This is a genomic window from Kitasatospora sp. NPDC043949 (assembly GCF_056435365.1).
This window is the reverse complement of record NZ_JBWKEQ010000030.1, coordinates 63640-85563: the sequence shown is the minus strand read 5'-3', so window position 1 is coordinate 85563 and position 21924 is coordinate 63640. Positions and strand designations below refer to the sequence as shown.

General features: G+C 70.5%; 25 protein-coding genes. 8 read left to right on the top strand and 17 right to left on the bottom strand.

The features are described 5' to 3' along the window. Window positions 1-76: 76 nt before the first annotated feature. The 6 genes from AC07AL_RS23945 to AC07AL_RS23920 form a co-directional block, all read right to left on the bottom strand. Window positions 77-229 (bottom strand): thiamine biosynthesis protein ThiC, encoded by a 153-nt coding sequence (locus AC07AL_RS23945; protein ID WP_363628031.1) that lies wholly within the window; start codon window positions 227-229, stop codon window positions 77-79. A 73-nt stretch (window positions 230-302) separates the two neighbouring features. Next, window positions 303-1397: a radical SAM protein gene (locus tag AC07AL_RS23940; RefSeq protein WP_363628030.1), complete on the bottom strand. Its 1095-nt coding sequence runs from the start codon at window positions 1395-1397 to the stop codon at window positions 303-305. A 13-nt stretch (window positions 1398-1410) separates the two neighbouring features. Continuing rightward, window positions 1411-1944 (bottom strand): class IV adenylate cyclase, encoded by a 534-nt coding sequence (locus AC07AL_RS23935; protein ID WP_363628029.1) that lies wholly within the window; start codon window positions 1942-1944, stop codon window positions 1411-1413. After that, window positions 1931-2542: an AAA family ATPase gene (locus AC07AL_RS23930; RefSeq protein ID WP_363628028.1), complete on the bottom strand. Its 612-nt coding sequence runs from the start codon at window positions 2540-2542 to the stop codon at window positions 1931-1933. The genes AC07AL_RS23935 and AC07AL_RS23930 overlap by 14 nt, the downstream gene beginning before the upstream one ends. Window positions 2543-2644: 102 nt before the next feature. Continuing rightward, on the bottom strand, window positions 2645-2851 hold the full coding sequence (locus tag AC07AL_RS23925) for a hypothetical protein (protein WP_363628027.1): 207 nt from the start codon (window positions 2849-2851) through the stop codon (window positions 2645-2647). After that, window positions 2848-3306 (bottom strand): ATP-binding protein, encoded by a 459-nt coding sequence (locus tag AC07AL_RS23920; protein ID WP_363628026.1) that lies wholly within the window; start codon window positions 3304-3306, stop codon window positions 2848-2850. Before AC07AL_RS23920 ends, AC07AL_RS23925 begins: the two co-directional genes overlap by 4 nt. A 214-nt stretch (window positions 3307-3520) precedes the next feature. Between AC07AL_RS23920 and AC07AL_RS23915 the strand changes: the two genes are divergently transcribed. The 4 genes from AC07AL_RS23915 to AC07AL_RS23900 all read left to right on the top strand — a co-directional run bounded on the left by AC07AL_RS23915 (window position 3521) and on the right by AC07AL_RS23900 (window position 6842). Continuing rightward, entirely contained in the window at window positions 3521-4702 is a 1182-nt protein-coding gene (locus AC07AL_RS23915; protein ID WP_363628025.1) for a helix-turn-helix transcriptional regulator, read from the top strand. Then, on the top strand, window positions 4699-5001 hold the full coding sequence (locus tag AC07AL_RS23910) for a hypothetical protein (RefSeq protein ID WP_363628024.1): 303 nt from the start codon (window positions 4699-4701) through the stop codon (window positions 4999-5001). Before AC07AL_RS23915 ends, AC07AL_RS23910 begins: the two co-directional genes overlap by 4 nt. 127 nt (window positions 5002-5128) lie before the next feature. Next, window positions 5129-5773 carry a hypothetical protein gene (locus AC07AL_RS23905; RefSeq protein ID WP_363628023.1) on the top strand — a complete coding sequence of 215 codons (645 nt, stop codon included), beginning with the start codon at window positions 5129-5131 and terminating at the stop codon, window positions 5771-5773. A 373-nt stretch (window positions 5774-6146) separates the two neighbouring features. After that, entirely contained in the window at window positions 6147-6842 is a 696-nt protein-coding gene (locus AC07AL_RS23900; RefSeq protein WP_363628022.1) for a DUF5710 domain-containing protein, read from the top strand. 75 nt (window positions 6843-6917) lie between these two features. On the opposite strand, the gene thiC is transcribed toward AC07AL_RS23900, so the two are convergent. The 4 genes from thiC to AC07AL_RS23880 all read right to left on the bottom strand — a co-directional run bounded on the left by thiC (window position 6918) and on the right by AC07AL_RS23880 (window position 10509). Then, window positions 6918-8804 (bottom strand): phosphomethylpyrimidine synthase ThiC, encoded by a 1887-nt coding sequence (thiC, locus tag AC07AL_RS23895; protein ID WP_478318104.1) that lies wholly within the window; start codon window positions 8802-8804, stop codon window positions 6918-6920. A gap of 268 nt (window positions 8805-9072) precedes the next feature. After that, on the bottom strand, window positions 9073-9273 hold the full coding sequence (locus tag AC07AL_RS23890) for a DUF5326 family protein (RefSeq protein ID WP_063348421.1): 201 nt from the start codon (window positions 9271-9273) through the stop codon (window positions 9073-9075). A gap of 216 nt (window positions 9274-9489) precedes the next feature. Continuing rightward, window positions 9490-10158, bottom strand: a complete 669-nt coding sequence (gene tenA / locus AC07AL_RS23885; RefSeq protein ID WP_063348422.1) for a thiaminase II — start codon at window positions 10156-10158, stop codon at window positions 9490-9492. A gap of 33 nt (window positions 10159-10191) precedes the next feature. Then, entirely contained in the window at window positions 10192-10509 is a 318-nt protein-coding gene (locus tag AC07AL_RS23880; RefSeq protein WP_363626245.1) for a cupin domain-containing protein, read from the bottom strand. 153 nt (window positions 10510-10662) lie between these two features. Between AC07AL_RS23880 and AC07AL_RS23875 the strand changes: the two genes are divergently transcribed. Then, window positions 10663-11043 (top strand): phage holin family protein, encoded by a 381-nt coding sequence (locus AC07AL_RS23875; RefSeq protein WP_363581596.1) that lies wholly within the window; start codon window positions 10663-10665, stop codon window positions 11041-11043. A 166-nt stretch (window positions 11044-11209) separates the two neighbouring features. Here the strand turns inward: AC07AL_RS23875 and AC07AL_RS23870 are convergent, their stop codons facing one another. Continuing rightward, complete coding sequence (locus AC07AL_RS23870) at window positions 11210-11635, bottom strand: SsgA family sporulation/cell division regulator (protein WP_363581598.1); 426 nt, start codon at window positions 11633-11635, stop codon at window positions 11210-11212. Between the two features lie 239 nt (window positions 11636-11874). Beyond that, window positions 11875-12738 carry an IclR family transcriptional regulator gene (locus AC07AL_RS23865; RefSeq protein WP_363628020.1) on the bottom strand — a complete coding sequence of 288 codons (864 nt, stop codon included), beginning with the start codon at window positions 12736-12738 and terminating at the stop codon, window positions 11875-11877. Window positions 12739-13065: 327 nt separating this feature from the next. Between AC07AL_RS23865 and AC07AL_RS23860 the strand changes: the two genes are divergently transcribed. After that, entirely contained in the window at window positions 13066-13608 is a 543-nt protein-coding gene (locus tag AC07AL_RS23860; RefSeq protein ID WP_363581602.1) for an NUDIX domain-containing protein, read from the top strand. Window positions 13609-13722: 114 nt separating this feature from the next. Here AC07AL_RS23860 and AC07AL_RS23855 read toward each other — a convergent pair whose 3' ends face one another. The 4 genes from AC07AL_RS23855 to pdhA all read right to left on the bottom strand — a co-directional run bounded on the left by AC07AL_RS23855 (window position 13723) and on the right by pdhA (window position 19121). After that, window positions 13723-15396, bottom strand: a complete 1674-nt coding sequence (locus AC07AL_RS23855; RefSeq protein ID WP_478318100.1) for a globin domain-containing protein — start codon at window positions 15394-15396, stop codon at window positions 13723-13725. A 223-nt stretch (window positions 15397-15619) separates the two neighbouring features. After that, the gene (locus tag AC07AL_RS23850; protein WP_363581627.1) at window positions 15620-16978 is read right to left on the bottom strand and encodes a dihydrolipoamide acetyltransferase family protein; all 1359 of its coding nucleotides are present in this window, start codon (window positions 16976-16978) and stop codon (window positions 15620-15622) included. Further along, a complete protein-coding gene (locus AC07AL_RS23845) occupies window positions 16978-17982 on the bottom strand; it encodes an alpha-ketoacid dehydrogenase subunit beta (RefSeq protein WP_350876812.1) in 1005 nt (334 codons plus the stop codon). The genes AC07AL_RS23850 and AC07AL_RS23845 overlap by 1 nt, the downstream gene beginning before the upstream one ends. Next, on the bottom strand, window positions 17982-19121 hold the full coding sequence (pdhA, locus tag AC07AL_RS23840; protein WP_063348428.1) for a pyruvate dehydrogenase (acetyl-transferring) E1 component subunit alpha: 1140 nt from the start codon (window positions 19119-19121) through the stop codon (window positions 17982-17984). The genes AC07AL_RS23845 and pdhA overlap by 1 nt, the downstream gene beginning before the upstream one ends. Window positions 19122-19270: 149 nt before the next feature. On the opposite strand from pdhA, the gene AC07AL_RS23835 reads away from it, so the two are divergent. Beyond that, on the top strand, window positions 19271-19732 hold the full coding sequence (locus AC07AL_RS23835) for an Lrp/AsnC family transcriptional regulator (protein WP_350876808.1): 462 nt from the start codon (window positions 19271-19273) through the stop codon (window positions 19730-19732). Window positions 19733-19781: 49 nt separating this feature from the next. Here AC07AL_RS23835 and AC07AL_RS23830 read toward each other — a convergent pair whose 3' ends face one another. Next, complete coding sequence (locus AC07AL_RS23830) at window positions 19782-20366, bottom strand: TetR/AcrR family transcriptional regulator (RefSeq protein WP_363581608.1); 585 nt, start codon at window positions 20364-20366, stop codon at window positions 19782-19784. Window positions 20367-20524: 158 nt separating this feature from the next. Between AC07AL_RS23830 and AC07AL_RS23825 the strand changes: the two genes are divergently transcribed. Next, a complete protein-coding gene (locus AC07AL_RS23825) occupies window positions 20525-21793 on the top strand; it encodes a hypothetical protein (protein WP_363581610.1) in 1269 nt (422 codons plus the stop codon). The last annotated feature ends 131 nt before the right edge of the window (window positions 21794-21924 follow it).

Genomic DNA, 21924 nt, shown 5'->3' with positions numbered 1-21924 from the left:
GAAGCCAGTGCCGGCCCGATCACGCAGCGAGCCCTCCCCCGGCATGCGGGAGAGGGCTCGCCGATGCGCAGGAGCGTCAGTCCGCGAGCGGCAGGTAGACCCGGTTGCCCGAGGCCGCGAACTCCTCGGACTTGGCGGCCATCCCGGCCAGCGCCTCGGCGTCGAACTCGGTGTTCACGGCCGTCGAACCGTCGCCGTGCTCGTCGCAGATCTTCTGGGAGACCTTCATCGAGCAGAGCCCGTCCTGCCAAGGTCAGGGGTGGCCCGGCGCGCTCATGAAGTTCTCCAGGCCGCGCCGTCGATCAGGCGGCGGCGCCGTATTGGCTGTTCAGCCGCCGGACTTCGGCATCCTTGAAAGCCCGCACCTCTTCCTCGATCCCGCTCTTCGGCAGTTCGGCCACGGGGACGCAGAGGTCCATGCGCTGGATGCAGACGCCGAGCATGTACTCGCCCTGGTCGGTGAGGTACAGGCGGATGCCGTAGTAGCCCTCCTGGCAGTCCGTGTCGTTGTTGAACCGGCACGACGCGCAGGTGTCCGGGAGCCTTACAGGCAGCAGCCGCTTCACGTAGACCGCCCGGCCGCCGAGCGCCCGGTACAGGGTGCGCTCGTCGGAGGTGCCGGCGGTGAACGTCCGAAGCACCGGTTCCGCGCCGACCCGGGTCAGCACTTCGGAGATCGCCGCGATCGACTCTGCTCCGTCCTGGATGCTGGTGAGCATCCGCACGTCCGCGAACTGGCCGTATGACTCGACCAGGTTGACGACCCGGTCCACGTGGGCCATTCCGGGAACGACGATGTTCACGGAGACCTTCACGCCGTTGGAAACGGCGGACCGGACGGTCTGTTCCGCTGCACGGATCTTCGTCTCGGCCAGGCCCGCCGACCTGAAACGCTCGGACTGAACGGCCTGGAGTTCTTCGGCGGTGGTGCCGAAGACCGAGACGTTGACCCGGCTGAGGCCGGCCGCCGAGCACTCCGGCATCACCTGCCGACCGCGTTCCCCGTTGCTGGTCATCCCGACGCTCAACCCCATGCCGGACAGCACCGCGACCAGCGCGGGCACCTCCGTGTGGAGGGTCGGCTCCCCTCCCGTGAGGTGAACCTCGTCGGCGTCGAACGCCCTCGCCACGGTTCGCACCGCCCGCCGGAAGGACATGTCCGGGGCCATTCTGGCGGCGAGGAAACCGACACCGTTCGTCTCGCTGTAGATCGACACGCGCCCGGTCCTGCCCGGGCCCGCGACGAAGGGCAGTTCGGCGCGGCCCTGATTGTCGACGGTGACCGGCGTTCCCTCGTTGTGGCAGAACGTGCACGCCAACCCGCAGTCGTCGATCACCTTGATGCGGATGGTCTTGTCCCGGACGACCCGGACTGCCGGGCGTTGGGTAACTGACAAGGCTCGCCTCCTATCATTCGAACGTGAGCCGGGGAATCGCGTCGATGTCGATCCCGTACCGGCGGTAGACCTTGGTCGTGTTCTCGCTCGTCAGCTCGTCCAGAGGAAGCTTGAGCGCAAGGGCAGTCGCATGGACGTGTTCGACGCTGTCGCCCTCGATCTCCAGGTACGGGGGGATCAGCGGCCAGTGGTCGATCTCGACGGCCGCGCCGCCCAGCGTCCAGGAGGACCGGCGGTTCTCCTGGTACGCCTTCGGCTGGTAGCCGAGCTTGCCGAGGAGAGTGTTCGTGGCGTCGAAGTCGCCGACGCTCGTCTCCGTTTCGGTCACGCCGTCGATCGCGTCGGAGCGGATCTCCTTGACGCACAGCGTGACGTCGGTGCCGGTGTCACGCAGTCGGACCCACGCACCCAACCGGCCGGGGATGTCGTAGACGTAGCGGCGCTGGAAGCGGTCGATCACGTGCTCAGCCCCAACCTCGGTCAGGAGCACGCGGATCTTCTCCGGCTCGACGTTGAGGATCTTCGCTTCGAACTCAGTTGCGGTCATGGGACGTTGACCTTTCCATGCAAGGTTTCGGGATATGCGAGCGCACGATATCGGCGATCACGTCGGCCACCTGTTCCGGCGTGCGGTCGGTGCCGTCCACCCGGACGAGGCCGAGCGCCCGGTACACGCGGGTGCTCTCGGCGACGTTCGGCTCTTCCCGCTGGTGCCAGTAGCTGAGCGTCCCGCGCTCGGCCCGCCGACGAAGGCGGTCCTGGCGAACCCGCTCGTCCACCTCCAGGAGGATCGCCGCGTTCGGGACCAGGGCCCGGCTCGGGTACTCCGGGGCGCAGTCGTGCCCCATGGCCCGGTGCGTGGCGACGGTGCGCGGGAAGTAGGACTCGACCACCACCGTCCGGCCGCTCTCCGTGAGCGTCCGGGCCGTCTCCGACTTGATGTGGTTCGCCATCATCCACCAGTGGAACCGGGCCGGCAGGATGCCGGTAGCGTCCACCTCCGCGCGCATGCGGGGGAACGTCGGCAAGGCGTCGTCCGTGAGGTGAACGCCGCCGAGAAGGGTGGCGACCAACGGCGCGACGGTGGTCTTCCCGCTCGCGCTGAGACCGTCGAGGGTGACGAAAGACCCACGAGTCACGTCCATACGAACTCCATTCCTCGGTCGGTTCTGGGTGGTGCGGTGTGGAACCTGTCCCGGCCACCGGGGGTGACTGGCCGGGACGGGAGTCTTGTAACAGATCCGGGCTCAGGCCGGCGGTTCGCGGTCCGGTACGGAGTACGCCATCTGCATCGGGCCGGAGTGCTCAGAGTCCATCTGGCTCACCACGGCGGTGCCGAGGAGAAACACGGTCACCACGTTGCCAAGCGCCCAGATGCCGGTCAGCACCGCGCCAACAGGATCACGGTGTTCGCCCCGGTGACGTCCGCCGACCGGGTTGCGCTCGTCGGTCACGACTTCACCGTCCGCAACTCAAACCAAACGCATTTGCCGCGCGGGGCCCAGGCCACTCCCCAGCGGGAGGAGAGGGATTCCACCAGCCCCAGGCCGTACCCGGACTCAGCCTCGGACTTCGGGTCCATGCGACACGGAAGTTCGGAGGAGGAGTCACGGACGCCCACCCACACCGACGCCGTCTGACGGTTCACCGAGATAGAGATCCGCGTGCAGCCCGTGTGCCGAGCCGCGTTGGCGACCAGCTCAGTCACAAGCAGCTCGGCCACGTCGCCCAGCTCCTCAGCGGACCAGGCCGTCAGAGCAGCGACCACCAACCGGCGGGCAAGCCTTGCGGATTCGGGGCGGCACGGCACTTCCAGCAGGCACCCGAGGTCGTCCGGCCGCACGATCGGAATCTCGATGAGCATGGTGTCAGCGGAGCCGGTGACCGTTGTGCTGACGCTGACGGACATGCGACCTCCGGTCTGTGATGGCAGGTCAGCTTGGGATGACGCCGCCCGGGGGCCTTCCCGACAGCACCGGCGTAACCGGCCCATCACCCCGGGCGACTGGGAACCATCAAACGCCTGCGGTTCGGGTAGAGACAGGGCGATCCTGTAGGCAGACGCTAGGCAGTTCACTAGGCTGTCTGGCCCCCACCAGCGGCGCCGCAGAGACGGGCCTCAGATGACCAACGACGAGCTACGAAGGCTTCGTCTCGGGCGAGAGTGGACCCAAGGCGACGTAGCAAAGCGGGTGAACACCCGGATCAAGGCCGCGACAGGCAGAGACTCGGCGATTGACGCCAATGTGATCAGCCGATTAGAACGTGGCGTGATCAGCTGGCCCGACGCGGAAGTTCGCGACGCTCTGTGTGGCGTCTTCGGCGTGGCCACGAACGCAGAGCTGGGACTGTTCTCGAAGAGGACCCGGCGGGACCGCGAGGAGGTGAGTGAGTCGAAGCGCCGCGACTTCTTGGCCGTCTCCCTGGCTTCGATCCTGCCCGACGTGCTGCCATCCCCATCTTCCTTGGGAATGAAGGACGTTGACGATATTGCAGAGCGAACCTTCGCCTTGGAGGAGTGGGAACGGCGAAGCGGAGGACTCTCCACACGCCACCTTGCCTTCGGCGAGCTGCGGAGCGTCGTCGACCTCACCAAGTCGTCCATGGGACCACGCGTCCGAGACCGGCTGTGCGGCCAGATCGCCAATCTCGCCGACCTCGCCGCATGGTCGGCGTTCGACGCCGGCCAGAGCGCTCCCGCACGAAGCACATTCGGCCTCGGCATCAAGGCAGCCCAGGAGGCCGGCGACGACGGACTCCTGTGCCACGTCGCAACCGGCCTTGCCCGCCAGGAGATCGCCGAGCGCAAGCCGGATCAGGCCGTCGCCCTGGCCGACATGGCGACGGGCAACGTGCCCTTGTCCGCGCTCGCGATGATCGCCGCGGTGAAGGCCCAGGCGTACGCCATCCGAGGCGACGAGCCCGAGGTCATGCGACAGATCGCGCTTGCGGAATCGATCTACAGCCGCGTCACCGATCTCCGCAGCGAGCCACGGTGGATGTGGTACTTCACCGAGCACAAGTTGCACGGCGAGACCGGTCACGCCCTCTACCTGCTCGCGATGGTCAAGGGGAGGCCGGTCTCCGATCTGGTGTCCCGACTCCGCCGAGCCGTGGACTCCCAGACCTCCAACCGGGCCCGCTCGAAGGCGATCGACACCGCCCAACTGGCCACGGTGCTCTACCGCCAGGGCGCCCAGGACGAAGCCGATCAGTATGCCCGCACCGCCACCGATCTTTCCACCGTCGTCCGCTCCGCACGACTGGACGCGGCACTGGCCGAAATGAGGAGAGCCCAAGCATGACCATCGAAGACGTGATCAAGGAAGCCGCCGCCCGTGGCATCACCGGCCTGCCGGAGCCTTCCCGGCTCACCCACGTCCGGGTATGGCCGGGCGCGTCACAGTGGGTCGGCGAGGTCGGCGAGCCACCCCACAACGAGGCCGTAGGCGCGGGCATGTTCAACACCAAAGACGAGGCTCAGGAGGCCGCGTTGAAGGCCGCCGCCGACAGCCGGTCCGCCCTTCTCACCCTCCTGCCGGCCGATCTGGCAGCGACGGCCACGGAGTGGCCGGAGCCTGTCGTGAGTACCTGGGACGCCTGAAAGAACATGGGCGGCCGTGTCGGTTTCAGCAGTTGCCGGTACGGCCGTCCACGCCAGGATCAGGAAACCCGACTCCGCAAGCAGGAAATCGGATGCGCTGCTCAGCTTGTCCCAGGAGACTCGCGGAATGGACGCAGCTGACAAGACGATGAGCTTCACCAACCGCCGAGCATGGCCTCATGTGGAGGCCGACCTTCGGCATGAGGGGCCTGACTGGCAATCCCTCGCCCTTCTCAACTGGCCGCTGGACCGCTGGCTCGGCTACGTCCGCGGCTATGCGGAGGCGGCAGAAGTCATCGCAGATCGGATCGTGTCCACCGGAAGTGGCCAAGACACCATGATCTATCCATTCGTCATGTGCTGGCGCCACTACGTCGAGATCCAGCTGAAGTCATTGATTCAGCTTGCGAGCGTGTACCTCGGTGAGCCGCACGTGTTGATGCGCAGCCACAGTATCGAGGTCTTGTGGCGCAAGGCACGACCTCTTCTGGAGCGTTCGTTCCCTGGCGATGACAACGCGGACCTCGACAACGCCGAACGAGTGCTCCTGCAACTGCACGGCATGGACCCAAGCTCTGAGCACTTCCGCTACCCGGTGCGTAACAGCGGTGACCCCACGCTCGACGGCATAGACCGTATCCACGTTCGCAACTTCAACAACGTGATGATGGGAGTCGCCAACATGCTCGACGGCGCCGACACAGGCATCCGCGAGATGACGGACAACAAGCACGAGATGGCCGAGTACATGCATGACTTCCACGAAGGGTGAGGCACCTACTCGGCACCGGGCGGGACCGCTCCGCCAGCCCGGCGGAGCGGGGCGAGCAGCTCTGCATCACTGTGCAGCACCTCCACGTGATCTCGGAGCGGCGCTTACCAGGTTGGCCGTGCTACCGATTCCGCAACCACCATGCCACCGCCGTAACCAGACCTCCTCCGACAGCCGTTCCAGCGCCACGCACCATGGCGAACGTGGCGACGCGAGCAAGTCGCCGACCGTCCCATCGACGCCCCTTGTTCATCCGGCCCCTCCGAGGTGAGCAGTGTTCGCTGCGAGGACGCAGCAGCAGCACCCTGACGCCTTGGTGGTCCGACCTGGATAGCCGCGGACGACACCCGAGAACTTCGAACGAGACACGACGATGGCGGACGACTGCAAAGATTGGCGGACGGTTTCAAACGGTTTCAAACGGATCGGAGCTGCCAGGATGGGGCGGGCAGGACGCCTTCACAAGCCGGAACTTACTGGCAGTCATGGCAGGCTGAACAAGGCCCTGCATACGCTGCACAAGGAAGCAGGGTTGATGCCGCTCTCCGGCATGGTCCGTACCCTGGATGGTTCCGGTATTTCTCGCAGCACCATCTACGACGCGTTCTCCAGCACTCGTCTACCAGCCTGGCACGTCGTCGAGGCACTGGTGGAAGTCCTAGGCACCAAGCACCTACGCACGACTCCAGAAGAAATCTTGCCAGGCTTCTACGACCTCTGGCAGAGCGCTATCGACGAGGAAGCGGAGGAGTCCCCCATCCAGCCTCCCAACGCGTCCGGACCATCGCCATGGTTCAAGCCTCCGCGAGAGGGTTTCATCCACAAGGAGACCGGCGAGCCCGCAGGCGTGGATAGCCAGTCACCTTGGTTCAAGCCTCCGCGAGAGGGTGACCCCAGCCGCCTGCCGGCCCCCAGGGGCAGGGTCGGGCTGAGGGTCCCCCACGGCGAGAAGGACGAGGCCATTGCCCTCGGTGCTCGCTGGGATCCTGAGCGGCCAAGCTGGTACATCGACACCCCGACTTATGAAGTCTTGTCGAGGTGGCCCGCCGAGGAGCCCCCACGCTCATGAAGCAGTCGAAGGACGGGGAAGAAAGAACCTGGGAGCCCTCCCCCAAGCATCGGGAGAGGGCTCAGGCCAGGTGTGTCAGTCAGCCAGCGGGAGGTAGACCCGGTTGCCCTGCTCCGCGAACTCCTCGGACTTGGCCTGCATGCCCGCCAGGGCCTCGGCGTCGTACTGGGTGTCCACGGCCTTGTCACCGTACAGCTCTGTGATGCTTTTGCTGATCTTCATCGAGCAGAACTTCGGGCCGCACATGGAGCAGAAGTGGGCCGTCTTGGCGGGTTCGGCGGGGAGGGTCTCGTCGTGGAAGGCGCGGGCGGTCTCCGGGTCGAGGGCCAGGTTGAACTGGTCCTCCCAGCGGAACTCGAAGCGGGCGTCGGAGAGGGCGTCGTCCCAGTCCTGGGCGCCGGGGTGGCCCTTGGCGAGGTCGGCGGCGTGGGCGGCGATCTTGTAGGTGATCACGCCGGTCTTGACGTCGTCGCGGTTGGGCAGGCCCAAGTGCTCCTTGGGCGTGACGTAGCAGAGCATCGCGGTGCCCCACCAGGCGATCATCGCGGCGCCGATGCCCGAGGTGATGTGGTCGTAGCCGGGGGCGACGTCGGTGGTGAGCGGGCCGAGGGTGTAGAACGGCGCCTCGTCGCAGATCTCCTTCTGGAGATCCATGTTCTCCTTGATCTTGTGCATCGGGACGTGGCCCGGGCCCTCGATCATCACCTGGACGTCGCGCTCGCGGGCGATCCGGCCGAGTTCGCCGAGGGTCTGCAGTTCGGCGAACTGCGCCTCGTCGTTGGCGTCCGCGATGGAGCCGGGGCGCAGGCCGTCGCCGAGCGAGAAGGTGACGTCGTAGTGCGCGAGGATGTCGCAGAGCTCCTCGAAGTTGGTGTAGAGGAAGTTCTCCTGGTGGTGCGCCAGGCACCAGGCGGCCATGATCGAGCCGCCGCGCGAGACGATGCCGGTCTTGCGGCGGGCGGTCAGCGGGACGTACCGGAGCAGGACGCCGGCGTGGACGGTCATGTAGTCGACGCCCTGCTCGCACTGCTCGACGACGGTGTCCCGGTACACCTCCCAGCTCAGGTCCTCGGCCTTGCCGTCGACCTTCTCCAGGGCCTGGTAGAGCGGCACGGTGCCGATCGGCACGGGGGAGTTGCGCAGGATCCACTCGCGGGTGGTGTGGATGTTGCGGCCGGTGGAGAGGTCCATGACGGTGTCGGCGCCCCAACGGGTGGCCCAGGTCATCTTCTCCACCTCCTCCTCGATCGAGGAGGTGACGGCGGAGTTGCCGATGTTGGCGTTGATCTTCACCAGGAAGTTGGTGCCGATGATCGCCGGCTCCACCTCGGGGTGGTTCACGTTGACCGGGATGACGGCCCGGCCGCGGGCCACCTCGGCCCGCACGTACTCGGGGGCGAGGCCTTCGCGCAGCGCCACGAACTCCATCTCGGGGGTGACCACGCCCCGCTTGGCGTAGGCGAGTTGGGTGACGGCGGCACCGCCGCGGCCGCGCAGCGGGCGACGCGGGCGGCCCGGGAAGACGGCGTCCAGGTTGCGCAGGTTTCCGCCGCGCGGCGAGGTGTGCTTGATCCCGTCGTCCTCGGGGCGCGCCTCGCGGCCGTCGTACTCCTCGACGTCGCCGCGCTGGCGGATCCAGGCGTCGCGCAGGGCGGGCAGGCCGCGCCGCACGTCGGGTTCGTAGGCCTGGTCGGTGTACGGGCCGGAGGTGTCGTACAGCGGGACGGTCCTGCCGTTGGTGAGCTGCACCTCGCGGTACGGGACCCGCAGGTCGGGCCGGGACCCTTCGCGGTAGGCCTTGCGCCAGGCCGGGGTGGGGTAGCCGGTGCCGGCGCTGGTGACGGTGGCCGTGGCGGTGACGGTGGCCGTGGCGGTGGCGGTGGCGGCCTCGGTGCTGCCGGCCTCGGTGCCGCTGTTCCCGGTGCTGCGGGCAGGCTGCGGCTGTGCTTCGAACGTGGTCATCTGACCTCATACTCCCTACGCCGGCATTACCCGGTCAGGTTCCTGCGGTCGACGCAGCCGTCGGTCCGTCCGTCGACGTCCCGGTCAGCGCCCTCTCAGCCCGGTGCTCCGAGCTCCCGCGTCGGCAGGCGGTGTTGCCTGCACATGACGCCCAACACCGTAGCGAGCCGATCGCCGCAGGTCCAGCACGCCTCCGGCCGGCCGGACCCCGCGCCAGGAACGCCGAAGGCCCGGCCCCCTGGACGGGGGCCGGGCCTCGGGCGGTTGCTCAGCCCTTGGCGGCCTTCTTCACCAGGACCACCACGGCGGCGGCGATGCCGGCGACGACCAGCACCTTGATCATGATGCTCAGCAGGGCGCCGACGACACCGAAGACGAATCCCACGATGTTCCAGAGCAGCACCAGGACCAGCACCGGGATGACGATGTTCCGCACCCAGGAGGGCAGCGACTTCCAGAGCTCAGCCATGACCGTTCCTTCTCTCCCCGTGGGGTCGGCTGCCGTCCGGTGCCGCATCCCGCTTGCTTTCGGTACTTCGATCGTACGGGGACACGAGTGCCGGAACGAGGCCCGTCGGCCCGGAGAGAACCCCTAGATCACCCCGACCCGGGGCCCCGGGGAGACCCGGGTGCGGACCTCGGGGACGACCCCCGGCAAGGGCCCCGCACCCCCTGCGACCAGCGGTCAGACCGGCCAGCGCTCGCCGCGCCAGGCGGCGTCCCAGAACATCCACTCGTAGCGCGAGGTGGTCGTGAAGTGCTCGACGACCCGGCGCCGTTCGGCCGGGGAGATCTCCTCGCCGAGGCGGTCGGTGAGCGCCAGCACCCGGCGGACGACGGACTGGAACGCCTCGTCGCCGTAGGTGGCGATCCACTTGGCGTACAGCGGGTCGGGGGAGCCCTGGGCGAGCAGCGCCTCGCCGACCCGGGCGTAGATCCAGTAGCAGGGCAGCACCGCGCCGACGGCCTCGGCGAAGGAGCCGCCGTAGACGGTGGCCAGCAGGTAGCTGGTGTAGGCCCGGGTGGTGGGCAGCACCGGTTCGGCGGCGGCCTGCTCGGCGCTGCCGCCGAAGGCGGTCAGGAACTCGGCGTGCATGCCCTGTTCCGCGGCCAGCGCGCCGACCGCGTCGTCGGCGAAGGCCCGCACGTCCTCCTCGCCGGGCGCCTTGGCGGCGCAGACGGCGAGCGCGCGGGCGTAGTCGCGCAGGTAGTGCGAGTCCTGGACGACGAAGTGGCGGAAGGCCGCACGCGGCAGGGTGCCGTCGGTGAGGCCACCGATGAAGGGGTGGGCGAGGATCTCGGCGTACACCGGCTCGATGGCCGCCCAGAGTTCTTCCGTCAGGCTCTTGCTCATGCCCAGGACCCTAGACGGTCGGTCCGCGGGCGGTCAGCCCTCGGGCGGGGAGAACACCACCAGGACCCGCAGCTCCTCGGTGACGTGGTGGAAGCGGTGCGGGGTGCCGGCCGGGACGTAGACGACGGTGCCGCGCCCGACCGTGGCGGTCTCGGCGCCGACGGTCAGTTCGGCGCGACCGCTGATCACCTGGTAGATCTCGTCCTGGTCGTGCGCGGTCTGCGGGTCGGTGTCGCCGGGGGAGAGCGCGTAGAGCCCGGCGGACATCCGCGGTTCGCGCAGGAAGCGCAGGTACGCGCCGTCGTTCGCCGCGCGTTCGACGTCCAGTTCGTCCAACCGGAACAGCTTCACCGCTACTCCCCTCCTTCGTCCATCCACCGTGCGGGCCACGGGCATTCAACACCACGGGCACCGGACCGGGGGAGCCAGGATGTCCGGCGGGAGCGCCAACATGTCCGAGGAGAGCTTCCCCCGGGACGGCGGGGCCTGCCAGGCTTGGGCGTCATGAAGGGTTTCCTCATCAAGACAGTGATCAACGCGGTGGCCATCTGGGTCGCCGCCTGGATCGTCAACGGTATCCAACTCGCGAGCGGCAAGGCCGACCTGGGCCACAAGGCCCTGACGGTGGTCGCCGTCGCCCTGGTCTTCGGCCTGGTCAACTTCCTGATCAAGCCGCTGGTCAAGCTGTTCTCGTTCCCGCTGTTCATCCTCACCCTGGGGCTGATCACCTTCGTGATCAACGCCCTGATGCTGTGGCTGACCTCCTGGGCCGCGGGGAAGCTGCACCTGGACTTCAACGTCACGGGCTTCGTGCCGGCGCTGCTCGGCTCGCTGATCATCAGCCTGGTCTCGTGGGGGCTGCACCTGGCCCTGGACGACGACTGACCTCGGCCGTGGCCGGGCACCGACTGGCCGAACCCGACCCGGCCGGTCACGAGGCGGCCGGACACCATCAGGCCGAACACCGTCAGGCCGAACACGAGAGGGGCCCGCGCCCGGGTGGTTCACCCGGCGCGGGCCCCTTCGTCGGTGGCGGCGGCGCGGCCACCGCTCACCCCGCGTTCTCACATCCCCGGAGGATGTCCGCGAGCTCGGCGTCGAGTTCCTGCCCGGTGATCTCCTGGCCCATCGGCACCAGCCGGTCGGTGCGTGCCAGGAAGGCGACCAGCGGCGGCGCCGAGGCCCGCAGCAGGGCGTCCCCCTCGGGGGAGTGCAGCACGATGCAGACCTCGGTGAGCTCCTCGCCGACCGGGTGGATGTGCACGTCGCCCTCGCCGGAGGGCCGGCTGATGCCGTCGAGCAGCAGCTCGCGCGCGAACACCCAGGTGACGGGTTCGTCGCCGGGCAGGTGGAAGGTGAACCGGACGGCGTACGGGTCGTCGGGCTCGTACTCCAGGTCCACCACGATGCGGAAGGAGAGCTCGTGCGAGACCACGAGGTTCATCACCAGGTGTCCCTGGACTGTGCTGTGCTGCATGGCGCCAGTACCTCTCGTGGGGCCGGCCGGGTGGGCCGTGGGGTGGGGGGGTGGGGGCAGGGCTGGGGGGGCTTCGGGCGCGGGGCCGGGATCGTCAATTGCTGGGTGCGGGGCGCTTTCTGACGGTTTTGTGCAACCAATCCCCGTTAGGTCACCATCGTCCATGTTTGGGGACGTAGTGGACAAGGTGTGCTTTTTCAAATGGTGAACGAACGGGATCCGTGCCGGCGCGAGGAGCGTCAGAGGACGAACGACGGGCCCATCGCGCCCACGCTGCGCCGCAGTTGGCCGGCGACGACGGTCAGCCGGTCGGCCTGTTCGACGGGCAACGAGAGGGCCATGGTGGCGACCATCGGCCCGACGGTGATGGGGACGGCCGCGCAGACGGTGCCGAGCGCGTACTCCTGACGTTCCAGGACGGGCATGGTCGGTCGCAGGGAGGCGAGCCGGCGCAGGACGGCGGCCTCGCCGGTGACGGTGGAGGGGGTGAGCCCGACCGGCGGGTGGCGGGCGAGGTGGTCACGGCGCTCCTCCTCGGACAGTTGGCCGAGCAGGCACTGGCCGATGGCGTGCGCGTGGCCGGTGGCGCGGAGGTCGGCCCAGGGCTGGACGGCGGGGCGGCCGGGGTCGTCGGCGACGTCCACCACGTGGATCTCGCCGTCCCGGTAGAGCGCGAAGTAGACGGGGGCCCCGAGTTCGTCCCGTAACCGCTGCATCCGCGTGCGCAGGTCGTGCCGGTCGGACTGCCGGTCGTCGGCCCGGCCTATGCCGTTGACCGACTCCCCGTAGAAGAACCGGCCGTCGGAGCGCCGGAGGTAGCCCTCGTGGGTGAGGGTGCGCAGCAGGTGGTAGGCGGTGCCGAGCGGCAGTCCGGCGGCGCGGGCCAGTTGTTTGGCGGTGGCGCCCTGCCGGAATCCCCCGACGGCCTCCAGCAGCCGCAGCGCCCGCTGGACGGAGCCGATCAGGGTGGGGCCGCGACCCTTGCCCGGCGAGGTGGACGGCGAGGTGGACGGCGGCGGGCTGCCGGGCGGCGAGGTGGGCGTCGGCGACCTGGTGACGCGCCCGGTGCGGACCGTCCTGGACGGCTCTGCGATCTGATCCATGGCCACGTCCATCCCCCAGCCCGAGTCAATGCACAGAAAGGGCATCCGGAGCGAAGCCCTCCGATCTGCCCGATAGTGGCTCATTGCAGCACAGGGATGACCTCCCTGCAATCACTCTTACACCGATCACTCGGCAAAATCCTTCGATTCGAAGGTGAGAATCAGAATCGACCAATATTTGGAAGATCAGTTCAAGATTCACCTTCGCTATCCAAGATCTATCCGCAGTTACTCCCCGCCCCCGAACGGACGCACCGGTTCGGGCGGGTTTCGGCCGGACCGTCCCGCGGGAGACTCCCGCACAACGCTCCAGCCCCGGAGGTCGCCATGGGCCCCGACAACCGAACCCCGCCGCCCCGCCCGGTGGTGAAGCGCACCGCGCGGGCGATCCTGCTGGAGCTCGACCCGGACGACCCGTACGGCCCGGCCTCGATCGTGCTGATCCGGCGGGTCCGGCCCGGCGCGCCCCAGCCGTACTGGATCACTCCCGGCGGCGGGGTCGAGCGCGGCGACCGCACCGTGGTCGAGGCGCTGCACCGCGAGGTGGACGAGGAACTCGGCGGCAAGATCGTCGACGTGGTGCCCGCCTTCGTCGACACCATCAGCCACACGCACCATGACGACGGCACCCTGCTCCACCCGCACGGGGTCAAGGTGCAGCACTTCTTCGCCTGCCGGCTCGCCTCGATGGACCTCAGCCGGCGGCACGGCCCCGAGGTGGACGAGCCCAACGGCGAGTACCAGGTGGTCCGGCTGCCGTTCACCCGCGAGGGGGTGACCTCCGTCAACGTCGTCCCGCCCCGGCTGCGGGCGTACCTGGCGGCCAACATCGAGGGCGTCCGCGCGCTGCTCGCCCCGGACCTCGGCTGACCGGCTGAGCCGCCGACCCGCTGACCCGCTGACCCGCTGACCCGCTGACCCGCTGGCCACTCCCGATCCCGGCTGACTCTCCCGCCGGGGCCACCCGATCACCCCGCCGCCCGATCACCCCGCCGCGAGGTCGCCCACCAGGTCGTGCCGGATCCGCTCGGCCGCCACGCCCGAGCGCAGCAGCACCCCGACGCCCCGGCGGACCATCGCGGGCGGCCCGCTGAGGAACGCCTCCCGCCCGGCCCATGGCCCGAACCGGCCCACCACCTCGGGGAGTTCGCCGGTCAGCGCACCCTCGGCCGACCCGGTGCCGGAGAGCACCGGCCGCACCGTGAGCCACGGCAGCCGCCGGGCCAACTCGTCCAGCCCGTCCAGCTCGTACAGGTCGGCGGCGCGGCGGGCCCCGTAGAACACGTCGACGGCGCCGACCGGCGTGCCGCGCTCGGCCACCTCCTCGACCAGCGCGCGGATCGGCGCGATGCCGGTACCGCCGCCGAGGCAGAGCAGGTCCGCGCCGGCGACGTGGTCGGCAGTCATCGTGCCGGCCGCCGGGCCCAGCCGCAGGACGTCCCCGGGCACGGCCCGGTGGACGAGCGCGTTGCTCACCCAGCCCGCCTGGACGGCCTTCACGTGGAAGGTCAGCAGCCCGTCCGGCCGGGGGGCCGAGGCGAACGAGAAGTGCCGCCAGACCCGCGGCCACCAGGGCGTCTCCAGACTGGTGTACTGCCCGGCCCGGTACGGGTACGCCTGGTCCGGCCGGACGGTGATCACCGCGACGTCCCGGGTGCGGCGCTCGTGCCGGACCACCTCGCCCTGCCACCAGGGCGGCGAGGTGCGGGCGGCGTCCTCGGCGGCCTCGATCATGATCGAGGAGACCAGCCGGTAGACCCGGCGCCAGGCCAGCTCGGTCTCGGCGTCCCACCGGCTGCCCGCGTACCTGGCCAGCGCCTGTACCAGGCACTCGCCGACCGGGCCGTAGTGGCCGGTCAGCGTGCCGTACCGGCGGTGGCCGCGACCGAGCGCGCCGAGGTGGACGCGCAGGCCGGCCGGGTCGTCGGCGGCGCGGGCGGCGGCCAGCAGCGCGCGGAACAGGCGGTCCCGCTGGACGTCCATGGCAGCCGGGAAGAGCGCCCGGACCTCGGGGTGGTGCAGGAAGATCAGCGCGTAGAAGTGCGCGGTGGCGCGGTCGGCGACCGGCTCGACGACCGCCAGGCTGGCCCGGATCAGCTCGACGTCCCGTACGGTGAGCGGCTGTTCGACGGGGGAGGCGCTGCGGTCGGGAGCGCTGCGGTCGGGGGCGGGCAGCGGGGCCGACAGTTGGGCCGGACCGCCCTCGGCGGGCTCCTGCACGGCCCAAGCCCTGGTCCAACTGTCGCCGGGGCCCGCCCAGTTGAGGCCGGGAGCGTCGGTGAACAGCGGCCGGAACGCGGGGGCGGCAGACGGCACGGCGGGCGACTCGGCCGGCGGCTCCGGGTAGTTGGGCGCGGGGACGGCCGGCGGCCGCACCGGCGGAGCGGGCACCGCCGGGAGGACGGCTGTCGGCGCCTCGGCCGGGATCTGCGGCGGGAGGTCCGGCGGGTCCAGCGGCATCGGCGGCCGTTCGGGCCCCGCCCCGGCCGCCCTCGCGGCTGTCACCCCGGCCGCCATCCCGGCCGCCGTCACCTCGGCCGTCACGTGCGCCATCGTGTCCGCCGCCGCGTCCGCCGGGAGCTCCGGCAGGCCCGGGACGGAGGCGGCACCCGCCGAGCCGTGCCCGGTGCGGACCAGAAGTGTTCTGCGGGACTTCACCGCAACGTTTCGAGTACCCAAGAGAATCGTTTCGCCTCCGGCCGCCCTGCGCCACCACCTGGCTTGTCTCTGCTGACGCCTAGGCAGCGTGGCACGCCCGAACTGCTCATCCGACAAATCACGCGAAGCCCGGACACCCGGGCCCGGGACGCGCTACTCTCCCTCGATTCGCGCCCCGTCGCCCTGGGTGCGGAGCACGCCACCCAGGGCGACCGAGTCGTGCTCAGAGCTGCCGCAGCAGCGTCCCCGGCCGCTCCACGCAGTCCGCGACGAACCGCAGGAAACCGCCCGCCGTCCCGCCGTCGCAGACCCGGTGGTCGAAGGTGAACGACAGCTGCACGACCTCGCGCACCGCCAACTCCCCCTCGTGCACCCAGGGTTTGGCGACGATCCGGCCGACCCCGAGCATCGCCGCCTCGGGGTGGTTCAGGATCGGGGTGGAGCCGTCCACGCCGAACACCCCGTAGTTGTTCAACGTGAAGGTGCCACCGGTCAGTTCGGCCGGGGTGAGCGAGCCGTCGCGCGCCGCCTCGGTCAACCGGCCCAACTCCTCGCCGAGTTGCTCGGTGGTGCGGGCGTGGGCGTCCCGCACCACCGGGACGACCAGACCTCGCTCGCCCTGCGCGGCGAAGCCCAGGTGCACCGCCGAGTGTCGGATGATGCCCGAACCGTCCTCCGTCATACTGGAGTTGAGCTCCGGGAAACGGGCCAGCGCGACCGTACAGATCCGGGCGAGCAGCGCCAGCACGCTCACCTTCGGGCCCGGGGTGGCATTCAACTGTCGCCGCAGCACCATCAGTTCGGTGGCATCGGTGTCCACCCAGCAGGTCACTGCGGGGATCTCCCGGTGGCTGCGGCTGAGCTTCTCGGCCACCGCCTTGCGCAGCCCGCGCAGCGGGACGACGCCCTCCCGCGCCACCGGCGCCGGAGCCGTCGGCGCCGGAGCCGTCGGTGCCGCCGCCTTCGCCGCGACCGCCCGTTCGACGTCCGCGCGCATGATCAGCCCGTCCGGGCCGCTGCCGGAGAGCGCGGCCAGATCGACCCCCTGTTCCCGGGCCAGCCGCCGCACCAGCGGCGAGATCACCGGCACCACGCCCGGAACGGTCCGCACCACCAGCGCGGGAGCCGGAACAACAACCGGAACAGCAGCAGGAACAGGAGCCGGATCAACAGCAGCAACAACAGCAGGAACAGCAGCCGCACCCCCCACCCGGCGCCGCCGCCCGCCCTTCCCCGGCTCGGCGACCCCGTACCCGACCAGCGGCCGCTCCACCTCCGCCGCCGCCTCGACCAGCATCCCGGCCGCCGCCTCGGCCAGCAGCGAAGCCCCTTCCGCCGGAGCCACCGCGACCGTCACCAGCGGCGCGCCCACGGCGATCTCCTCGCCCTCCTCGCCGTACCGGGCGGTGACCACCCCGCCGTACGGGCAGGGCACCTCCACCACGGCCTTGGCGGTCTCCACCTCCACCACCGGCTGGTCGACCGCGATCACCTCGCCGACCTCGACCAGCCACCGCACCACCTCGGCCCCGGTGAGTCCCTCACCGAGGTCGGGCAGCCGGAACTCGCGCACGACGGGCATCATCCTCGGTCCTCCCACTGCAACCGGGCGACCGCGTCCAGGATCCGGTCCACCCCGGGCAGGTGGTGGTGCTCCAGCATCGGCGGCGGGTACGGGATGTCGAAGCCGGTCACCCGCAGCACGGGCGCGGCCAGGTGGTGGAAGCAGCGCTCGGTGACCCGGGCGGCGATCTCCGCGCCGGTGCCGCCGAAGCCGCTCGCCTCGTGCACCACCACGGCCCGGCCGAGCGAGCGCACCACCCGGCAGACCGTCTCGTCGTCGAACGGCACCAGGGTGCGCAGGTCCAGCACCGCGAGGTCCCAGCCCTCGGCCTTCGCCGTCTCGGCCGCCTCCAGGCAGACCGGCAGCGAGGGCCCGTAGGTGATCAGCACGGCGGAGGTGCCGGGCCGCCGCAGCACGGCCCGGCCGATCGGCTCGACCGGTGCGGCCGGGTCGAACCCGTCCTTGCCCCAGTAGAGCCGCTTGGGCTCCAGGAAGACCACCGGGTCGTCGGAGGCGATCGAGGCCCGCAGCAGCCCGTACGCGTCGGCGACCGTCGCCGGGGTGACCACGTGCAGGCCGGGGGTGGCCGCGTAGTACGCCTCGGAGGCGTCGCTGTGGTGCTCGACCCCGCCGATGCCACCGCCGTACGGGATGCGGACGGTGATCGGCAGCGGGAGCCGACCGGCCGTGCGGTTGCGCATCTTGGCGACGTGCGAGAACAGCTGCTCCAGCGCCGGGTAGGCGAAGGCGTCGAACTGCATCTCGACGACCGGGCGCAGCCCGTACATCGCCATGCCGATCGCGGTGCCGAGGATGCCGGCCTCGGCCAGCGGGGTGTCCAGGCAGCGATCGGGGCCGAACTCGGCGGTCAGCCCGTCGGTGATCCGGAAGACGCCGCCGAGCGCGCCGACGTCCTCGCCGAGCACGTGCACCGCGGGGTCCTCGCGCAGGGCGTCGCGCAGCGCCGCGTTGAGCGCCTGCGCCATGCTCGCCGTACGGGTCGGTGTGGCCGTCTGGTTCATCAGTGCTGCACCTCGGCCTCGGCGGCCAGCTCGGCGGACAACTGGGCGGCCTGTTCCCGCAGTTGCGGGGTCGGCTCGGCGAAGACATGGGTGAACAGCGCCATCGGGTCCAGCTCGGGGTCGGCGTGGAACTCGGCCCGCATCCGGGCCGCCAGCGCCTCCGCCTCGTCGGCCGCCGACTGCACCAGCGCGTCGTCCAGGACGCCGAGTTCGCGCAGCGAGCGGTCCATCAGCAGGATCGGGTCGTACTCCCGCCAGGCGGCCACCTCCGGGTCGGTGCGGTAACGGGTGGCGTCGTCGGCGTTGGTGTGCGCCTCGACCCGGTAGGTGAGCGCCTCGACCAGGGTCGGGCCGCCGCCGGTCCTGGCCCGCTCGACCGCCTCGGTCAGGACGCCGTGCACGGCGGGCGCGTCGTTGCCGTCCACCAGCCGGCCCGGCATGCCGTAGCCGACGGCCTTGTGGGCGAGGGTGGGCGCGGCGGACTGCGCGCTGAGCGGGACGGATATCGCGTAGCCGTTGTTCTGCACCAGGAAGACCACCGGCGCCTGGAGCACCGCGGCGAAGTTCAGCGCCTCGTGGAAGTCGCCCTCGCTGGTGCCGCCGTCGCCGAGCATGGCCAGCGCGACCACCGGCTCGCCGGCCAGCCGGGCGGCGTGCGCCAGCCCGACCGCGTGCGGGGCCTGGGTGGCGAGCGGGGTGCAGAGCGGGGCGGTGCGGGTGGCGCGCGGGTCGTAGCCGGTGTGGGCGGTGCCGCGCAGCAGGGTCAGCGCCTCCAACGGGTCGACGCCCCGGGAGACCACCGCGAGGGTGTCGCGGTAGCTGGGGAACAGCCAGTCGGCCTCGCCGAGCACCAGCGCGGCGGCGACCTGGCAGGCCTCCTGGCCGGTGGACGCCGGGTAGACGGCCAGCCGGCCCTGCTTGGTCAGGGTGGTGGCCTGCTGGTTGAAGCGGCGGCCGACCACCAGGCGGCGGTACAGCTCGCGCAGCAGTGCGGGGTCGTACTTCTCCAGCGCGGGGGTGCCGAGCACCCGGACCGGTGAGGCGTCCGGGAGCAGGGGGGCCGGGTCGGTCCGCGGGGCGGTGGCCCCGGGGGTCCAGCCGGGCACCGCCGTGTGGTGTCTGTGGTCGAGAACGGTCATCTCGGGGCACCTCCTGGGGTGGCGGGGGCTCCCTACCGATTGTTCGGTCGTCTGTTCATCTTGACCAGAAGCGTGACAAGGTGGTGGACATTCGGCCTGAGCGGCGGTCGACTGGTGGCAGTGCGTCCAATCGGCGAGGGTGGGGGGTCATGTCGGCTGAACAGATGTCCAGACTCGACCGGGTCGACCGTTCGATCCTGCGGCTGCTGCAGCAGGACGGCCGCGCCTCGATCCGCTCGGTGGCCGAGCGGGTGCACGTGTCCCGGGCGAACGCCTACGCCCGGATATCCAGGATGGTCGAGGACGGCATCATTCGCGGCTTCACCGCCCGCGTCGACCACGAACGGGCAGGTCAGGGCGCGTCCGCGTACATCACCCTGAAGATCGTCCAGAACTCCTGGCGCACGGTCCGGGAGCAGCTGCTGGAGCTCCCCGGGGTCGCCCACATCGCCCTGGTCGGCGGAGACTTCGACGTCCTGCTGCTGGTGCACACCGCGGACAACCACGCGCTGCGGGAGCTGGTGCTGGGCAGCATCCAGTCCATCCCCCAGGTGCTCGGCACCCGGACCATGCTGATCTTCGAGGAGACCGACCAGGTCCCCCCGGACTGACCAGGTCCCCCGGACCGACCGGCAGGCCCCGGCCACCGGCCGGCGGCGGCTACCGCGCGCGCAGCCCGTCGAAGGCCAGGTGGACGACCGCGTCCGCGAGGCCGTCGGTGCCCTTGAGGCCCGGCCGGTACCACTCCACGATCGAGTTGATCATCCCGAACAGCAGCCGGGTGGCCAGCCGCGGCTCGACGTCCGCGCGCAGCGCACCGTCCGCGACCGCCGCCCGCAGCAGCTCGGCGACCTGGTGGTCGAACTCCCGGCGCCGCTCCAGCGCCCACTGCTCGGTGACCGTGTTCCCGCGCACCCGCAGCAGCAGCGTCACGTACGGCAGTTCCGCGAGCAGCACCTCGGCGGTGCGGCGCACCACGTGCTCCAGCCGCTCCACCGCCGGGCCCCGCACCGCCGCCGGCTCGGCCAGGATCGCGAACAGCCCGTCCAGCGCCCGCCCGACGGCCAGCCGCAGCAGCTCCTCCTTGCCCCGGACGTGGTGGTAGATGGACGACTTGGAGATCCCGGCCGCCCGGGACAGGTCCTCCATCGAGGTGCCGTCGTAGCCGCGCTCGTTGAACACGTCGACGGTCACCGCGAGCAGTGACTCCACGGTGTAGGCGGTACGCGTGCTGTGATCGGCCATCCTCCGAGTATCCCCGGCCGCCCCGCGCCGTACGCGATCGGGTCCGGTCGGGTCCGGTCGGGTCCGCGGCAGCGCACTGGTCCACACCAGGCCCCGATGCGCAGGCCCTAGACTCGGCGGACGATCGTCCACGTCCAGCAGGGTGGGGTCCAGTCCGAATGAACGCAATACCGGCCGTCGCCTCCGACGTGCCCGAGCAGCGCAGCGATGATCCGGAGGGCGTGCCCGGCGGCGGCTGGCGGGAAGGCGCCCGCGCCCTGGTGGTCCGGTTCGGGCCGGCGGTGTGGTGCTACGCGGTGCTGAAACTGATCGGCTTCACCGTCTTCATGAAGCTGCTCTCCTTCTCCGGGGACTACCTCAAGAAGCCGGCCCGGTTCGGCGGCGGCGCCAACCCCTGGGACGTGCTGGCCACCTGGGACGGCTGGTGGTACCAGCAGGTGGCCCAGTTCGGCTACCACCCGGCGCTGGTCACGATCCCCAACGGCCCGGTCGGCTTCTCCGTCGAGCAGAACTCCGCCGCGTTCTTCCCGCTCTACCCGGGCCTGATGCGGATGACCTCGGACGTCACCGGCCTCGGCCTGTACGGCGCCGGGATGCTGGTGTCGGTGGTGGCCTCGCTGTTCGCCGCCGCCGGGATCTACGCCGTGGTGGACCGGATGGCCGGCCCCAGGGCGGGCGTGATCGCGGCCGGGATCTGGGCGATCGCCCCGGGCTCGGGCGCCGAGTGGGCGGTCTACTCGGACTCCACCTTCGTCGCACTGGCCGCCTGGGCCTGCTACTGCGTGATGACCAAGCAGTGGGTCGCCGCCGGGGTGATCACCCTGGTCACCGGGCTCAACCGGCCGACCGCCGCGGCGCTGATAGGCGCGGTCGGCCTGGCCGCGCTGGTGGAGCTGTACCGGCGCGAGAGCGGCGTCCTGCGCCCGCTGACCGCGATGCTGCTGGCCCCGGTCGGCCTGCTCGGCTACGTGGCCTGGGTGGGCTGGCGGATGGGCGAGTGGGGCGGCTACTTCCGGCTCCAGCACGACGCCTGGCTGCACTACTTCGACTGGGGCCAGGGCACCTGGCACGCGATCCGCGGCGTGCTGCTCGGCCGCAACGACTACCCGTTCGCGTTCCCGGTGCCGGACCTCTTCGCCACCCTGATCGTGCTCACCCTGCCGGTGCTGATCGTGCTGCTGATCCGGCTGCGCCCGCCGCTGGTGCTGACCGCCTACACGCTGGCCACGATCGTCTCGGTGCTGGGGAGCCTCGGCATCTTCGGCAACGTCTCGCGCTACCTGCTGCCGGCGTTCCCGCTGCTGATCGCGCTCGCGGTGGCGATGCGCAAGCTCAGCTGGCCGGTGCTGGCCGCGGTGCTGGGTTTCGGCGCGGTCGCCTCCGGCTGGTACGCGGGGTACGTCATCTTCGAGCTGGGCGTGCCGTAGACCCTGCCCCGCACCGGCCCCCGGGGGCGCGTCCGCCACGGACGCGCCCCCGCGCGCTTTCCGGCCACCGCCCCGCGCGTCTTCCCGGATTCCGTCCCCTGCACCCTCTTGAGCCGACCGATCGTTCGGTT